This is a genomic window from Cognatishimia activa, assembly GCF_001458335.1.
Classification (GTDB): Bacteria; Pseudomonadota; Alphaproteobacteria; order Rhodobacterales; family Rhodobacteraceae; genus Cognatishimia; species Cognatishimia activa.
This window is the reverse complement of record NZ_CYTO01000008.1, coordinates 70,098-83,482: the sequence shown is the minus strand read 5'-3', so window position 1 is coordinate 83,482 and position 13,385 is coordinate 70,098. Positions and strand designations below refer to the sequence as shown.

Sequence of the window (13,385 nt, the reverse complement as noted above, 5' to 3'; positions counted from 1 at the left end):
AAAGCTAAAAAGACTTAGTCTTCTTTCTTTTCTTTCTTCTCAGGCACAACCTCTTCACCGGTTTCCTGATCAACCACTTTCATGGACAGGCGAACTTTACCGCGGTCGTCAAAGCCCAGCAGTTTCACCTTCACTTCCTGACCTTCTTTCAAAACGTCAGATGGGTGGTTCAGGCGGCGGTTTTCGATTTGGGACACGTGCACCAGACCGTCGCGCTTGCCAAAGAAGTTCACGAAGGCACCGAAGTCGACGATCTTAACAACCTTACCGGTGTAAATCGCGCCTTCCTCAGGCTCTGCCACGATCGCGTGGATCATGTCATAGGCTTTCTGGATGGACTCACCGTTCGGAGATGCGATCTTGATCACGCCTTCGTCGTTAATGTCCACTTTCGCGCCGGACACTTCCACGATCTCACGGATCACCTTACCGCCAGAACCGATCACTTCACGGATCTTGTCGGTTGGGATGTTCATGGTCTCGATGCGTGGTGCGTGGACAGAGAAGTCAGACGCGCCAGACAGGGCTTTGTTCATCTCACCCAGGATGTGCATCCGGCCTTCTTTCGCCTGTGCGAGGGCCTTTTCCATGATCTCAGGTGTGATGCCTGCGACCTTGATGTCCATCTGCAGGGACGTGATGCCGTTCTCGGTACCCGCCACTTTGAAGTCCATGTCGCCGAGGTGATCTTCGTCACCCAGGATGTCGGTCAGGATCGCGTAAGAGCCGTCGTCTTCCAGAATCAGACCCATCGCAACACCAGCCACCGCGGATTTCAGCGGAACGCCTGCATCCATCATGGACAGGGAGCCACCACATACGGACGCCATGGAAGACGAACCGTTGGATTCGGTGATCTCAGAGACCACGCGGATGGTGTAAGGGAAGTCGGTTGCCGCTGGCAGAACCGCCTGAAGCGCGCGCCATGCCAGTTTGCCGTGACCGATCTCACGACGACCCGGGGAACCCACACGACCAACTTCACCCACGGAATATGGAGGGAAGTTATAGTGCAGCAGGAAGTTGGAACGGAAGTTGCCGTGCAGCGCGTCGATGATTTGCTCATCGTCGCCAGTACCCAGAGTGGTCACAACCAGACCTTGGGTTTCGCCGCGTGTGAAAAGCGCAGAACCGTGGGTCCGTGGCAGCAGGCCAACTTGAGACTCAATCGCGCGCACTGTGTCAGTGTCACGACCGTCGATACGCTTGCCGGTTTTCACAACGTCGCCGCGCAGGATGCCTGCTTCCAGCTTCTTCATTGCGGAACCGAGGTTCGCGTCTTCCAGTTGCTCTTCAGTCAGAGCTTCTTTGATCGCTTCACGCGCCGCTGCAACCGCAGATGTGCGCTCTTGCTTGTCAGTCAGAGCGAAAGCTGCGCGCATCTGGGTTTCACCAGCTGCTTTTACCGCCTCAAACAGCTCTGTGTATTCTGGTGGTTGGAAGTCAAACGGCTCTTTTGCCGCTTCTTCTGCCAGCTCGATGATCAGATCGATCACCGGTTGGATCGCATCATGAGCAAACTTAACCGCACCCAGCATCTCTGCTTCGGTCAGTTCGTATGCTTCTGATTCAACCATCATCACGGCGTCTTTGGTGCCGGCCACAACAAGGTCCAGACGCTGGTCTGGGTTGTTGCGCAGATCCTGCATGTCATCGACTTGTGGGTTCAGGATGTATTCGCCGTCTTCAAAGCCAACACGTGCCGCACCGATTGGGCCCATGAATGGCGCACCGGAAATGGTCAGCGCAGCAGAGGCCGCGATCATCGCCACCATGTCTGGGTCGTTGACCAGATCGTGGGACAGAACGGTACACATCACCAGAACTTCGTGTTTGAAGCCTTCCACAAACAGCGGACGGATCGGACGGTCGATCAAACGTGCTGTCAGTGTTTCTTTTTCAGTCGGGCGCGCTTCGCGCTTGAAGAAGCCGCCAGGAACTTTACCGGCAGCGTAGTATTTTTCTTGGTAGTGAACGGTCAGAGGGAAAAAGTCCTGACCTGGTTTTGGTGCCTTCGCAAAGGTCACATTGGCCATGACGCTGGTCTCGCCCAAAGTGGCGATCACGGTGCCGTCTGCCTGACGGGCAACTTTACCCGTTTCCAGAGTGAGGGTTTCTTCGCCCCACTGCATCGTTTTCTTTGTTTCTGTGAACATCATCGTATCCTAAGTAGGAGCACTCCCGGCCCTCCGGGTCTCCCGTTTACATGGTGGCCCCATTGCCACCGACCTCATCTATCTTTCTTTCGCGTGCCGAGGCCTTTGCACTCGTCTCAGATAGAAGCGCCATACATGAGTTTTGGTCTGATGGAAAGCCGCATAGGTCGGCTACTATGGCGCAGCTTCTGAGGCATCACTGAATATTTGGCCAATTTTCAAAAGAGCTGCGGCGCGGATTTTGTAGAAGACCCAGTTCTTGATTTTTTTGGAGGTTACCAAGCCTGCAGCTTCCAGAGTGCGCATGTGAGCTGTCACCGTTGGTTGGCTTAATCCGGCTTTGTCCGTGATGAAGCCAACGCAGACGCCGTCCTGAACTAAATCCCCATCCTTTTGTGGCGGGAAATTTGCCTCAGGATCCAAGAGCCAATCAAGAATCTGTGCCCTGTGCGGGTTGGAAACCGCGCGCAGCATCTGGATGGTTTCAGATATTTGCTTTGGCATATAGGGTTTATCCTATATAGAAATTATACGATATAGATTCGCTCTTTGGGAAGATGCCATGAATGAACTGGAATTGCTACAACAAGCGGACGGTCTCGCCCGTGACTATACCGCGGGAATTGAAGGCCGTGCTGCCTATCCGAATGCGCAGGCTATTGAAGACCTGGGCCAACTCAATGAGCCTCTAACCCAAAAAGGCCTCCCGGCATTGACCACCTTGGAGCTTATGAATTCCGTCGCGGGCAATGCGACTGTCGCTTCAAATGGACCTCGGTATTTTGGATTCGTGCTTGGTGCCAGCCTGCCAGTGGCTGCTGCGGCGGATAGGTTGGCTTTGGCATGGGATCAATGTGCCTCAAGTTCAGACAGTGCGCCGGGTGTTCACGCGCTTGAAAAACAAGCGGCAAGTTGGGTTTTGGATATCCTGAAATTGCCAGCGGAATCGGCAGTGGCCTTTGGTACATCGGCCACGGCTTGCGGCCTAAGTTGCATCGCAGCGGCCCGTGCCGAGCTTCTGGCGCGAAAGGGCTGGGACTTCGTCGAAGACGGTTGGATCGGCGCGCCTGAGATTCGTGTGGTTGTGTCAGATGTCACGCATGTGACAATTAAAAAGGCGCTTCAAATTCTGGGATTTGGCTGGCGCAATGTGCGTCTGGCTGAGACGGATGATAACGGGCGTATTATTCCCGAAAAACTGCCCGAATTGGACGATCAAACCATTCTGATATTGCAGGCGGGTGAGGTGAATACGGGCGAATTCGACCGGTTCCAACCGCTCATTGACCAAGGGCAGGCAGCAGGTGCTTGGGTGCACGTGGACGGGGCCTTCGGTCTATGGGCGCGCGCGAGCGGGCAACTCGCGCATTTGACGGAAGGTGTGGACGGGGCGGATAGTTGGACAACGGATGGTCACAAATGGCTCAACACACCTTACGATAGCGCCATGGCGATCTGCCGTGACCCAAATGCCCTTGCGCGTGTCATGAACAGCGATGCGGTGTACTCGAGCGCTTCGGCGGATTCTCAGAAAAATCTGACACTTGAGTTCTCTCGGAAAGCCCGTGGGGTGTCGATTTGGGCTGCTTTGAGGACATTGGGACGCGAGGGCGTTGCTGCGATGGTGGAGCGCCACCATGCGCAGGCGCAATTCGTTGCAGGCCAACTCCGGAAAATTGGGTTTAACGTGTTGAACCGGGTGGTGCTCAATCAGGTTTTGGTGCGGGGCGTTGATGATGATGCCACCAAACGCATTCTGGAAAGGGTGCAAAGTAGCGGGCGCGTTTGGTTTGGCGGCACCGTGTGGCAGGGTCACCCGGCTTTCCGTATTAGTTTCTCAAGTTTTCGGACCGAAGAGCGTCACGTCGAAGAGCTTGTCGAGATTCTCGCAACCATTGGACCAAATGGGTAGTCCATAGAAAAACACCCGCTCGATTGAGCGGGTGTTTCAATAGATCGGAATTTCGAATTCCTTAGCGACGCAGGCCCAGACGCTTGATCAAGTCAGCGTAACGCGCTTCGTCTTTGCCCTTCAGGTAGTCCAGCAGCTTACGGCGCTGAGCAACCATTTTCAAAAGGCCACGGCGACCGTGGTTGTCTTTTTTGTGGGTTTTGAAGTGCTCTGTCAGGGTCGCAATGCGGGAAGACAGGATCGCAACTTGAACCTCAGGGGAACCAGTGTCGCCCTCTTTGGTTGCGAATTCTTTCATCACGCGGTTTTTTTCTTCAACAGTAATCGACATCGGGGTCTCCTAAGTTAAGGGTTACGGGCACGAGCCGGGATGTCGTCCAGCAAGGTCCATGGAGCACCTGTGATTCCATGCGGTTCCACAGGCAGATGCGGGCGTATAGGCCTATTTTTGTTGGATTGGAAGCAGATTCTCGATCTGATCGGCTGAGCCGCGCAGCAATGTAACATCAGATGCGCTTAGGCTTCCGCCATTATGGATTAATGCCACCGGTTCACCATCCAACATCAGTTGGCCAATCGATGGGTCCTCTGGAGTGGGTTCAAGCGAAACAGTCGCCGCGCCGCCCTTTGGCAGAAGCACCACGATATCATCTGCTGAGGGGTCAAAATCTGGCCAAACGGCTGGCTCTTCTCCGGCGCCCCACAGTCCAAAGACACCAGTATCCGCGCCGCTGCCACCACTCATTATGTCCCCCGCGCCGGCGATCAGGATATCGTCATCATCGCCACCGTTGAGGAAATCGATCCCGTCGATATCCGCGCCGTCCGATGCAAGCACACGGCCATCTAGCATATCATCTCCATCAAAGCCTGATAGTGTGTCGACGCCCAATCCACCGGTCAGCGTGTCCTGCCCATGGCGCCCCGCGACCCAATCCTCACCATCGCCCCCTTCAACCTGATCATCGCCTGTACCCCCGACAAGGCTGTCATCCCCGGCACCGCCAAAGAGGGTATCGTTTTCGGTACCGCCAGCCAGATAATCTGCTCCCGTGCCTCCCTCCAAAAGGTCGTCGCCACGGCCGCCTTCCAACGTGTCATTCCCAGCTTCGCCATACACACTGTCTTGTCCGTCGCCCCCAAGAACCCAATCATTGCCCCCGGCGCTGGTTATCAGATCATCCCCGTCATAGCCGTTGATCTGGTCGTCACCCTCTGTGCCCGCAAGGGTTTCATCGTCGTCATCCCCAGGCAAAATAGCCCCGCCCGGCACATGGATCGGCGCTTGATCTGGGTCTGGAGGCGCAATTGAAGGACCATCCGTGACCAGTGCTGTATCCGGGGGCGTTTCGTCATCCTTTTCCGTGTCCTCGCTGGCGGGGGCCTCATCGAGACCAACAAAAACGGCGCAAACAGCCATAACCCCAAGCATACCCGCCACTACCAACATCACCGTCTCCCAAGTCATTCCAGTCCCAACGTTCCAACCCAATGGAAACGGGCACTTTAAGTATGAGCGGTAAACGAGTTGCCGGGTAAGAAGTTAATGTGGAGGGTCTTATTCAGACAATTCGATCTGTTTTGCGATTGTCGCGGCCCATTCGCCGACAATGGGGAGGAACTCGAACTGGCTGATCCACCAAGCAAGAAGAGACACGAGTATCGTCGCGCCAACCACAGATCCAAGTCCGAAAGCCAAACCGCGGGTGAATTGAAACAGGATCAAACGCCACCATGAATTTTGCACGCGAATGAACCGATGCTCGTTCAGGCGCTCCACTTCTTTGGTCAGTTTTTCAAGCGCGGCGTCAGTCGTCATTTTGCTCTCCGTTCAGCAACGGATCACCGCTGCCAGATCTCCGGCTGTTGTGCGTAAGGCACATACAAGGGATGACGAGGGTGCCCCTCTTTTGTCAATCCAAAATGGCGGAGTTCGTGCCCGGAGTCCCAAAGACGATCGCGCGTATCGGGGCCTTGGCCAAGATGTGCGCCATGCACGCCCCAAGCCGCAAGAATAACATCAGACCAAACACAAGACTCAATGAGAACCGCAGCGTTGTCTGGTCCCTCAGCCGCAGGATGTTTGCGCATTTTGTGTGGATCCGTTTCGCGCAGTGCAAAGATGTTTGTGGCGCGGAAACCCCCAAAACCCAAAGCGCGCGCCCGACGTTCGCAACGCTCAATTGTGGGATCGTTCTGAACTTCCGTGGCCTTGGAAGGGTTCAGCATAATGTAGAGCAGTTTCGGGGCCGCATCGTCCCAAACGCGGGTCAATGCGTAGCGATAGGTTTCGCAATCTGAATAAAGCGCCTCAGAGGCCGCATCACCTTTTTGAAAGCTGCGTTTGATCATTCGGCGGCAGGCAGAACAAAAACCCGGTTCGGGTGCAGCTCACCAGATTTGAACGTCCCGATGGCGATTGGCACACCCTCGTGGCTAACCCAGCAGGTATCGCCGTATTCCAGCCCATTGCCGATCACCATCGCAGGATTGCCGTTGCGCAAGCGGATGGCATTTTCCGCGGAGCAGTTGGCCTCTGGAATTCCATCCAAGCTAGCGGTCAAAGGCAGAATATGCGTGTCTAACTCTGGGGTTTTCGCCTGGGCGTCAATGTCTTCGATGCTTAACCCATCCGTGGCTTCAAACGGGCCGGACCAAATGCGGCGCAGTTCGCGGACGTGTCCGAAACACCCAAGTGCTTCACCAAGATCTCGCGCAATAGACCTGACATACCCGCCTTTGCCGCAAGTCAGTTCGAGCAGCACATGATCGTAGTCTTCACGGTCCAGCATGACGAGGCTTTCAACCCAAAGTGGGCGAGCAGCAATCTCGACGTCTTCGCCGTCACGGGCGAGCTTGTAAGCGCGTTCGCCATCGATTTTTACAGCAGAGAATTTAGGCGGAACTTGCTGGATGTCGCCGACGAATTGACCGAGCGCCCCTTTGATGTCGTCATCGCTTGGACGTTCGCCAGACTCGGCAATCACCTTGCCTTCTGCGTCATCCGTATTGGTGGCTTGCCCCAAACGCACCGTGAACTCATAGCATTTTAAAGCGTCGGTGATGTAGGGAACGGTTTTGGTGGCTTCCCCCAACGCAACAGCCAAAACGCCAGTTGCTTCTGGGTCAAGAGTGCCGGCGTGACCCGCTTTTTTCGCGCCTAGCGCCCAGCGCACCTTGTTGACCACCGCGGTCGAGGTGATCCCCGCAGGCTTATCAACAATCAACCAACCTGAAATGTCGCGCCCTTTGCGTGTGCGGCCCATGGCATCCTCGAACTTCGTCAAACTTTAGAAATGCGCGGCCTATAGAATGCCATGCGTTTGGTCAATTGGCCAAAGGAAACTCTTGGTTGCCGCGTCGACTATTCGACGACGCCAATGATCGGGCCCAAAGGAAAGCCAGCGTCAGATCGTCCGATCTGCGGCGCGTAAAGACGGCTGATTTTGCCGTCGAGAAAGAGCGCTTGTGGCAGCCCCAGATGGTCTTTGAAAAAACGCGCAAACGTATGGAAGTTCACGGCGTTTTCTGACTTCACAAAGATCGATTGGCTGCCATCCTCTGATGTGCCAACGCCGTTCCGCACAAAGCGCGAGCTGCTGTTTTCTAAAAATCGCGGGTGCAAGGTGCCGTCGATGACAAGCATTGGACCCGATTGGGTTGCATACGTGCAATCCAATGGACGCGCTTCAAACGCTTTGGATTCAATCACATCGGCGCGGTTGTCTCGAATGCAGTAAACGCCATTTGGCACCAAGCCGAAGTTTCCTGGACCGGCATTCGGAAACAACCTCTGAGCCTGATCGCCTTCTTCGACATAGTATCCAACCGGACGTCGATCAGGATGATACATCCCGCCATTCATGGCAAAGGCCAGAGATTTGTCTGGTTCTAGAGAATTCTCCACAGCACCAAATCCACCAAGGATCTGGCCGTTGTCATCTCGTAAAAACAGACGGATATCGGCGGCTTGGTTATCGACACGGCAGACCGTGTAGCGACCTTCTTCGAAGGTTTCAGACGTACAGTCTACGGCATGTGCCGCGATTGGCCAGAAAGCAATGCTTGCGATCAGGCCAAGGAACGCTTTCACGCGTCGTCCTCGTCAGCGCTGGCTGCATCCACATCCTTACGCACTCGCTCGTCGCTCAGGATCCGGCGCGCCTCATCCATTTGATCAAAAGTCTGATCTAACTGGAAGCGCAGTTCCGGCGTGTGCTTTAGGCCCAGTTTTTTGCCAATCATGCGCCGCAGCTCATGTTTGTTTTTGCCCAAAAGCTTCAGAACATCTTCTTTGCCTTTCCCACCAAGCGGCAGGACATAAGCTGTCGCAATACGCAGGTCAGGTGACGTGCGCACCTCGCCCACGGTGATCGACAGACGGTTCAGATCCGGGTCGTGGATATCCCCACGCATCAGAATCTCCGAAAGGCCGCGGCGAATGGTTTCGCCGACGCGCAATTGACGCTGGGACGGGCCCGCGTCCCCATGGAAGCTCTTCTTTGCCATAGGCATCCCTTATGCTCTTTCGTCCCCTTTGCCAAGCGGGGCGGATTGCAGTAAAGGCTGGCTCATACCGAATAGGAGAGAATGATGGAAGACCTTCCAGGTATTGTGATTACCGGTGCCTCCGGCCGAATGGGGCAAATGCTGATCAACACGGTTGTGGACAGCGACAAGGCCAAACTGGTCGGCGCGGTCGAGCGGGAAGGTCACGCGTGGGTCGGCCAAGACGTAGGTGTTGCCATGGGCGGCGCGGCTTTGGGCGTGACTGTCACCGATAAACCTCTGGAAGCATTCGCCAAGGCTCAGGCGGTGATTGATTTCACAGCGCCTGCCGCAACCATTGAATTCTCAAAACTGGCGGCCCAAGCGCGTGCTGTACACGTGATTGGCACCACAGGGATGACCGATGACGAGATTGCGCAGCTTGAGCCAGCATCCTACCACGCGGTGATTGTGCGGGCTGGCAACATGAGTCTCGGCGTGAACTTGTTGACCCAACTGACCAAAAAAGTTGCGGCGGCCTTGGATGAAGATTTCGACATTGAAGTCATTGAAGCGCACCACCACCACAAAGTTGACGCGCCATCGGGCACCGCTTTGATGCTTGGTGAAGCCGCGGCGGAAGGTCGTGGGGTGAATCTTGCGGACGTGCGCGATTCTGGTCGTGATGGTATTACTGGCGCACGGAAGCGTGGCGACATCGGCTTCACCGCAATCCGCGGTGGCGACATCGTGGGCGAGCACGATGTTTTGTTCGCCGCTGCAGGCGAGCGCATCGTTCTGCGCCACTTGGCGACGGATCGTGCAATCTTTGCGCGCGGTGCATTGAAAGCGGCGCTTTGGGGCCAAGACAAGATGCCGGGCCAATATGACATGGTGGATGTGCTGGGACTTTGATCCCAGCGCTCTGCGCTTTACGGCTTATCAAACCCGTGCATGCGCTTTGCCCATTGGTAGGCAACGATAAAGCCTTTGGCACGGGGTAGGAACAGAAGGGTTGTGACCAGCGCGAGGGATCCGATGACCAAAGCCATGGTCAATGGCTCGGGGCGCCAATGTTGCCACATCATGCTGAGGGCAAAAATCATGACTTTGCCGACGATCAAGATCGTCACATAGGCGGGACCGTCATCAGCACGTTGGTGGTGGAATTCCTCGCCACATGCTTCGCAGCAATCATTGACCTTCAGGTAACTGTGTAACAGCTTGCCTTCGCCGCATTTTGGGCAGCGCAGTGCAGCGCCGCGCATTAGCGAGGTCCCAAGTGGGCGGTCATTAGAAATTTGAATTGCATCAGCCATAGCGCGCTCCTGAGCTTACGCTGAATAAATAGACCCTGAGGACTGACGGTTCAATTTGAGACAGCTGCGACTTAGGCGCACGCCGGTCCTTGGCCGTTTGTGGCCTTAGAAGTCGACGGCCAGTCCCTTTTTCTCCCAATCGCCATAGCGAACGGGTTCCGGTCCATCGCGACCACCTAATTCCGGGGCCAGTTCAAGCGCCTTTGCTTTCTTGCGCCGTTCTTCTGCTTCTTCCAAAGCACGGATCGCCGCGGGCGGAAGGTCCTGAGTATCCTTGTCTTGATCGCTCATTCTTATTCTTCCTTTCCAATAACACCCCTGTTATACGCGCGCATCCGGCGGGAACAAGGCCCAGCGGACAAGACACAATGAGGGTTCTTTCCATGGCACAAACGGGTGTTCAAGCGCGACGTAGTGCAGTGTACTTGCTCGATCAAGTGATCGGCGAGGGGCGCTTGTTGTCTGAATGTATCGCTTCAGGAGCATTAGAGCGGCTGCAACCGGCCGAGCGGGCAACGGCGCAGCGCCTAGCGTTAGATACCTTGCGCGGCATGGAACGCGCGGATCGGATGTTACAGAAACACCTGCAGAAATACCCGCCATTGACGGTGCGCAATGCACTGCGTGTTGCCACGGTAGAGCTCTGCCAAGGTGGCGCTGCTCATGGCGTTGTGAACAGTGCGGTGTCTGTTGTCGGAGCGAATAAGCGCACAGCTTCTATGAAGGGGCTGGTCAATGCGGTTCTTCGCAAAGTCGCAGCAGCGGGACCGGAAGCATGGGATGCTTTGCGCGTGCCGCGCTTGCCGAAATGGCTGCGCGAACCGCTGGTGATGGCTTATGGCGGAGATGTCGTTCAGGAGATCGAGAAAGCGCATTTTGCAGGTGCCCCCTTGGATCTCACTGCCAAACACGACCGCGGGGCTTTGCACCGCTCGCTTGGTGGTGAATTGCTTGAGTCGGGCAGTGTGCGTCTTGAAGACAGCGGTCAGGTTTCCACAATGCCAGGTTTCAAAAAGGGCAGCTGGTGGGTGCAAGACGCAGCGGCGGCTTTGCCAGTTCAAGTTTTAGCGCCGAAAGAAGATGAAGCGGTTCTGGAGCTCTGTGCGGCGCCCGGCGGCAAAACCATGCAGCTCGCGGCAGCGGGCGCAAAGGTCCGTGCGGTTGATAGTAACAAAAACCGTATGGAACGGGTGCGCGAGAACCTGAAACGCACCAAGCTTGAAGCAGAGCTTGTTGTTGGCGATGCGATGGAAGAAAGCGGCCAATGGGATACCATTCTTCTGGACGCGCCTTGTTCGGCGACAGGTACGATCCGCCGTCACCCAGATTTGCCATTTGCCAAAGATGGCAGCGAATTCGGCGAACTGATCCACCTTCAGTCCATGATGCTGGACCACGCATTGGATCTGCTGAAACCCGGCGGACGCTTGGTTTATTGCACCTGTTCCTTGCTGCCCGATGAGGGAGAGGTTCAGGTCGAAGACGCGTTAGCGCGCCACAAGACGATCAAGGCGGATATCGAAGCGCTGAAGCTACCGGGCATTGATCCCGCTTGGATTACTGAGGAAGGCGGCCTGCGCCTGCGACCTGACTATTGGGCGGACAAAGGCGGCATGGACGGGTTCTACATCGCTTGCTTGGTCAAAGCTTAACACCCGCTTAATCAGCACCTTTTCGCCGAAACCATTGAATCGGTGACTCTGTAAAAAAAGCCGAGTAGACTGCCGCTCAAACGCCACAAGAGCGTAAGAGGCAGAGAAATATGCTCAATCCGAATGGTCTGGGTTCGCGCTATACACGTGCCATGCACCGTGTGCATGCCCGGCTGAGTACATTGGCAAGGCCTGCGACGTTATTCACGTCCATGCCAGAGCCCCGCACCATTGGCGTTTACGCCAAGGGACGCCAGCTTTTGGCGGGCAATTTCCTGTTCGCCGGTCATTTGATTGTGGCACCCAATACCTCGATTTGGGATCTTCAAGCGCCGGATGTCGAGTTTGAACACGACCTGCATGGGTTTTCTTGGCTCGATGATCTGGCCGCAGTCGGCGACCATGCCTCTCGCCAGCGTGCGCAGCAATGGGTTTGGCGCTGGATCGAGCGATTTGGCAAAGGGCGCGGCCCCGGCTGGACGCCGGAACTCACAGGGCGCCGTCTGATCCGCTGGATCAACCACGCGATTTTCCTGCTTCAGGGTCAAGATAAGGCACAGTCCGATGCCTTCTATCGGTCCCTCGGACAACAGGTCATTTTCCTAAGCCGCCGTTGGCAGGCCACGGCGCCCGGATTGCCGCGTTTTGAAGCGCTGACGGGTCTCATTTACGCAGGCCTCGCACTAGAAGGCATGGCGGAACACGTGGATCCAGCCTTGCGGGCGCTGTCTAAAGAATGCCGCCGACAGGTGGATGAAGAAGGTGGGTTGCCCACGCGCAACCCGGAAGAGTTGCTTGAAGTCCTAACGCTTTTGACATGGGCACGGGTTGCTTTGGAAGACGCTGGTCGTGAACCGACGGACACGCATCGTTCAGCTATTCAGCGGATTGCGCCGACGCTTCGCACTTTGCGTCATGCTGATGGTAGTTTGGCACGCTTCCATGGTGGCGGGCGGGGCCTAGAAGGCCGACTGGATTCCGCGCTGGCCGCTTGCAAGGTAAAGGACCGTCAAGCCGACGGCCAGGCGATGGGCTATGCGCGTCTGTCGTCCGGGCGCACCAGCATCATTATGGATGCCAGCTCGCCGCCCATTGGTGAGAATTCATTCAACGCGCACGCGTCCACATTGGCTTTCGAAATGACCAGCGGACGCCGCCCGGTGATCGTGAATTGCGGACCAGGCGACTCCTTTGGTGAGGACTGGCGCCGCGCTGGGCGGGCCACGCCGAGTCATAGCACTTTGTCGCTGGACGGGTTTTCCTCGGCGCGCCTTGGCGAAAGCGGAAAAGGCTGGCGCGAAGAGCAGTTGATTGACGCGCCCACCGATGTGCCGGTCCAGTTGAGCAGCGCAAATGATGGTCTGCGACTTGAGAGCGGCCACAATGGGTATGTCGAGACACATGGCCTGACCCATGCGCGTACGCTCGAGCTGACATTCGATGGGCGTGGACTTGCTGGTGAAGACCTACTGCTCGCCTTGGACGACAGTTCAAAACGTCAATTTGACCGGGTTATGGACGCCAAAAATTTGCAAGGGATCCCCTATCAGGCGCGATTCCATTTGCATCCAGAGGTCGATGCGGCGGTGGATTTGGGCGGCGCAGCAGTCTCGATCGCTCTCAAAAGCGGAGAGATTTGGGTGTTCCGGCACAATTCGGGCGCGAATCTTACCCTTTCTTCGTCAGTTTATTTAGAAAAAGGGCGATTAAAGCCTCGTGCGGCCAAACAGATCGTTTTATCCGGCGTCGCAATGGAGTATGCGACGCGCATCCGGTGGTCACTCGCCAAGGCGCAAGAAACGTCGATTGCGATCCGTGACCTGAACCGGAATGAGCTGGACCTGACACACTGATTGGA

The 13,385-nt window shown here is 56.0% G+C and carries 15 protein-coding genes; 4 read left to right on the top strand and 11 right to left on the bottom strand.

Features of this window, described 5'->3' with window-relative positions; all coding sequences use genetic code 11:
- Nucleotides 1–14: 14 nt before the first annotated feature.
- On the bottom strand, nt 15–2,156 hold the full coding sequence (gene pnp / locus TA5113_RS03900) for a polyribonucleotide nucleotidyltransferase (RefSeq protein ID WP_058313392.1): 2,142 nt from the start codon (nt 2,154–2,156) through the stop codon (nt 15–17).
- 174 nt (nt 2,157–2,330) lie between these two features.
- Nucleotides 2,331–2,660 (bottom strand): ArsR/SmtB family transcription factor, encoded by a 330-nt coding sequence (locus TA5113_RS03895; RefSeq protein WP_058313391.1) that lies wholly within the window; start codon nt 2,658–2,660, stop codon nt 2,331–2,333.
- A gap of 58 nt (nt 2,661–2,718) precedes the next feature.
- Here TA5113_RS03895 and TA5113_RS03890 point away from each other — a divergent pair, with 58 nt between their 5' ends.
- Nucleotides 2,719–4,068, top strand: a complete 1,350-nt coding sequence (locus TA5113_RS03890) for a pyridoxal phosphate-dependent decarboxylase family protein (RefSeq protein ID WP_058313390.1) — start codon at nt 2,719–2,721, stop codon at nt 4,066–4,068.
- A gap of 61 nt (nt 4,069–4,129) precedes the next feature.
- Here the strand turns inward: TA5113_RS03890 and rpsO are convergent, their stop codons facing one another.
- The 7 genes from rpsO to rbfA all read right to left on the bottom strand — a co-directional run bounded on the left by rpsO (nt 4,130) and on the right by rbfA (nt 8,577).
- Complete coding sequence (gene rpsO / locus TA5113_RS03885; RefSeq protein WP_058313389.1) at nt 4,130–4,399, bottom strand: 30S ribosomal protein S15; 270 nt, start codon at nt 4,397–4,399, stop codon at nt 4,130–4,132.
- A gap of 111 nt (nt 4,400–4,510) precedes the next feature.
- Nucleotides 4,511–5,536 carry a calcium-binding protein gene (locus tag TA5113_RS17310; RefSeq protein WP_058313388.1) on the bottom strand — a complete coding sequence of 342 codons (1,026 nt, stop codon included), beginning with the start codon at nt 5,534–5,536 and terminating at the stop codon, nt 4,511–4,513.
- A 90-nt stretch (nt 5,537–5,626) separates the two neighbouring features.
- Nucleotides 5,627–5,887, bottom strand: coding sequence for a DUF5665 domain-containing protein (locus TA5113_RS03875; protein ID WP_058313387.1), 261 nt, complete (start codon nt 5,885–5,887; stop codon nt 5,627–5,629).
- Nucleotides 5,888–5,910: 23 nt separating this feature from the next.
- Entirely contained in the window at nt 5,911–6,420 is a 510-nt protein-coding gene (locus TA5113_RS03870; RefSeq protein WP_058313386.1) for a DUF1643 domain-containing protein, read from the bottom strand.
- A complete protein-coding gene (gene truB, locus TA5113_RS03865; protein WP_058313385.1) occupies nt 6,417–7,334 on the bottom strand; it encodes a tRNA pseudouridine(55) synthase TruB in 918 nt (305 codons plus the stop codon). Before truB ends, TA5113_RS03870 begins: the two co-directional genes overlap by 4 nt.
- Nucleotides 7,335–7,432: 98 nt before the next feature.
- Entirely contained in the window at nt 7,433–8,161 is a 729-nt protein-coding gene (locus TA5113_RS03860; protein WP_058313384.1) for a phosphodiester glycosidase family protein, read from the bottom strand.
- Nucleotides 8,158–8,577: a 30S ribosome-binding factor RbfA gene (gene rbfA / locus TA5113_RS03855; protein WP_058313383.1), complete on the bottom strand. Its 420-nt coding sequence runs from the start codon at nt 8,575–8,577 to the stop codon at nt 8,158–8,160. Before rbfA ends, TA5113_RS03860 begins: the two co-directional genes overlap by 4 nt.
- A gap of 84 nt (nt 8,578–8,661) precedes the next feature.
- Between rbfA and dapB the strand changes: the two genes are divergently transcribed.
- Complete coding sequence (gene dapB / locus TA5113_RS03850; RefSeq protein ID WP_058313764.1) at nt 8,662–9,471, top strand: 4-hydroxy-tetrahydrodipicolinate reductase; 810 nt, start codon at nt 8,662–8,664, stop codon at nt 9,469–9,471.
- A 17-nt stretch (nt 9,472–9,488) separates the two neighbouring features.
- Here the strand turns inward: dapB and TA5113_RS03845 are convergent, their stop codons facing one another.
- Nucleotides 9,489–9,875: a DUF983 domain-containing protein gene (locus TA5113_RS03845; protein ID WP_058313382.1), complete on the bottom strand. Its 387-nt coding sequence runs from the start codon at nt 9,873–9,875 to the stop codon at nt 9,489–9,491.
- 105 nt (nt 9,876–9,980) lie between these two features.
- Nucleotides 9,981–10,166: a DUF1674 domain-containing protein gene (locus TA5113_RS03840; protein WP_058313381.1), complete on the bottom strand. Its 186-nt coding sequence runs from the start codon at nt 10,164–10,166 to the stop codon at nt 9,981–9,983.
- A gap of 92 nt (nt 10,167–10,258) precedes the next feature.
- Between TA5113_RS03840 and TA5113_RS03835 the strand changes: the two genes are divergently transcribed.
- Nucleotides 10,259–11,527 carry an RsmB/NOP family class I SAM-dependent RNA methyltransferase gene (locus TA5113_RS03835; protein ID WP_058313380.1) on the top strand — a complete coding sequence of 423 codons (1,269 nt, stop codon included), beginning with the start codon at nt 10,259–10,261 and terminating at the stop codon, nt 11,525–11,527.
- Nucleotides 11,528–11,637: 110 nt separating this feature from the next.
- On the top strand, nt 11,638–13,380 hold the full coding sequence (locus TA5113_RS03830) for a heparinase II/III family protein (RefSeq protein WP_058313379.1): 1,743 nt from the start codon (nt 11,638–11,640) through the stop codon (nt 13,378–13,380).
- The last annotated feature ends 5 nt before the right edge of the window (nt 13,381–13,385 follow it).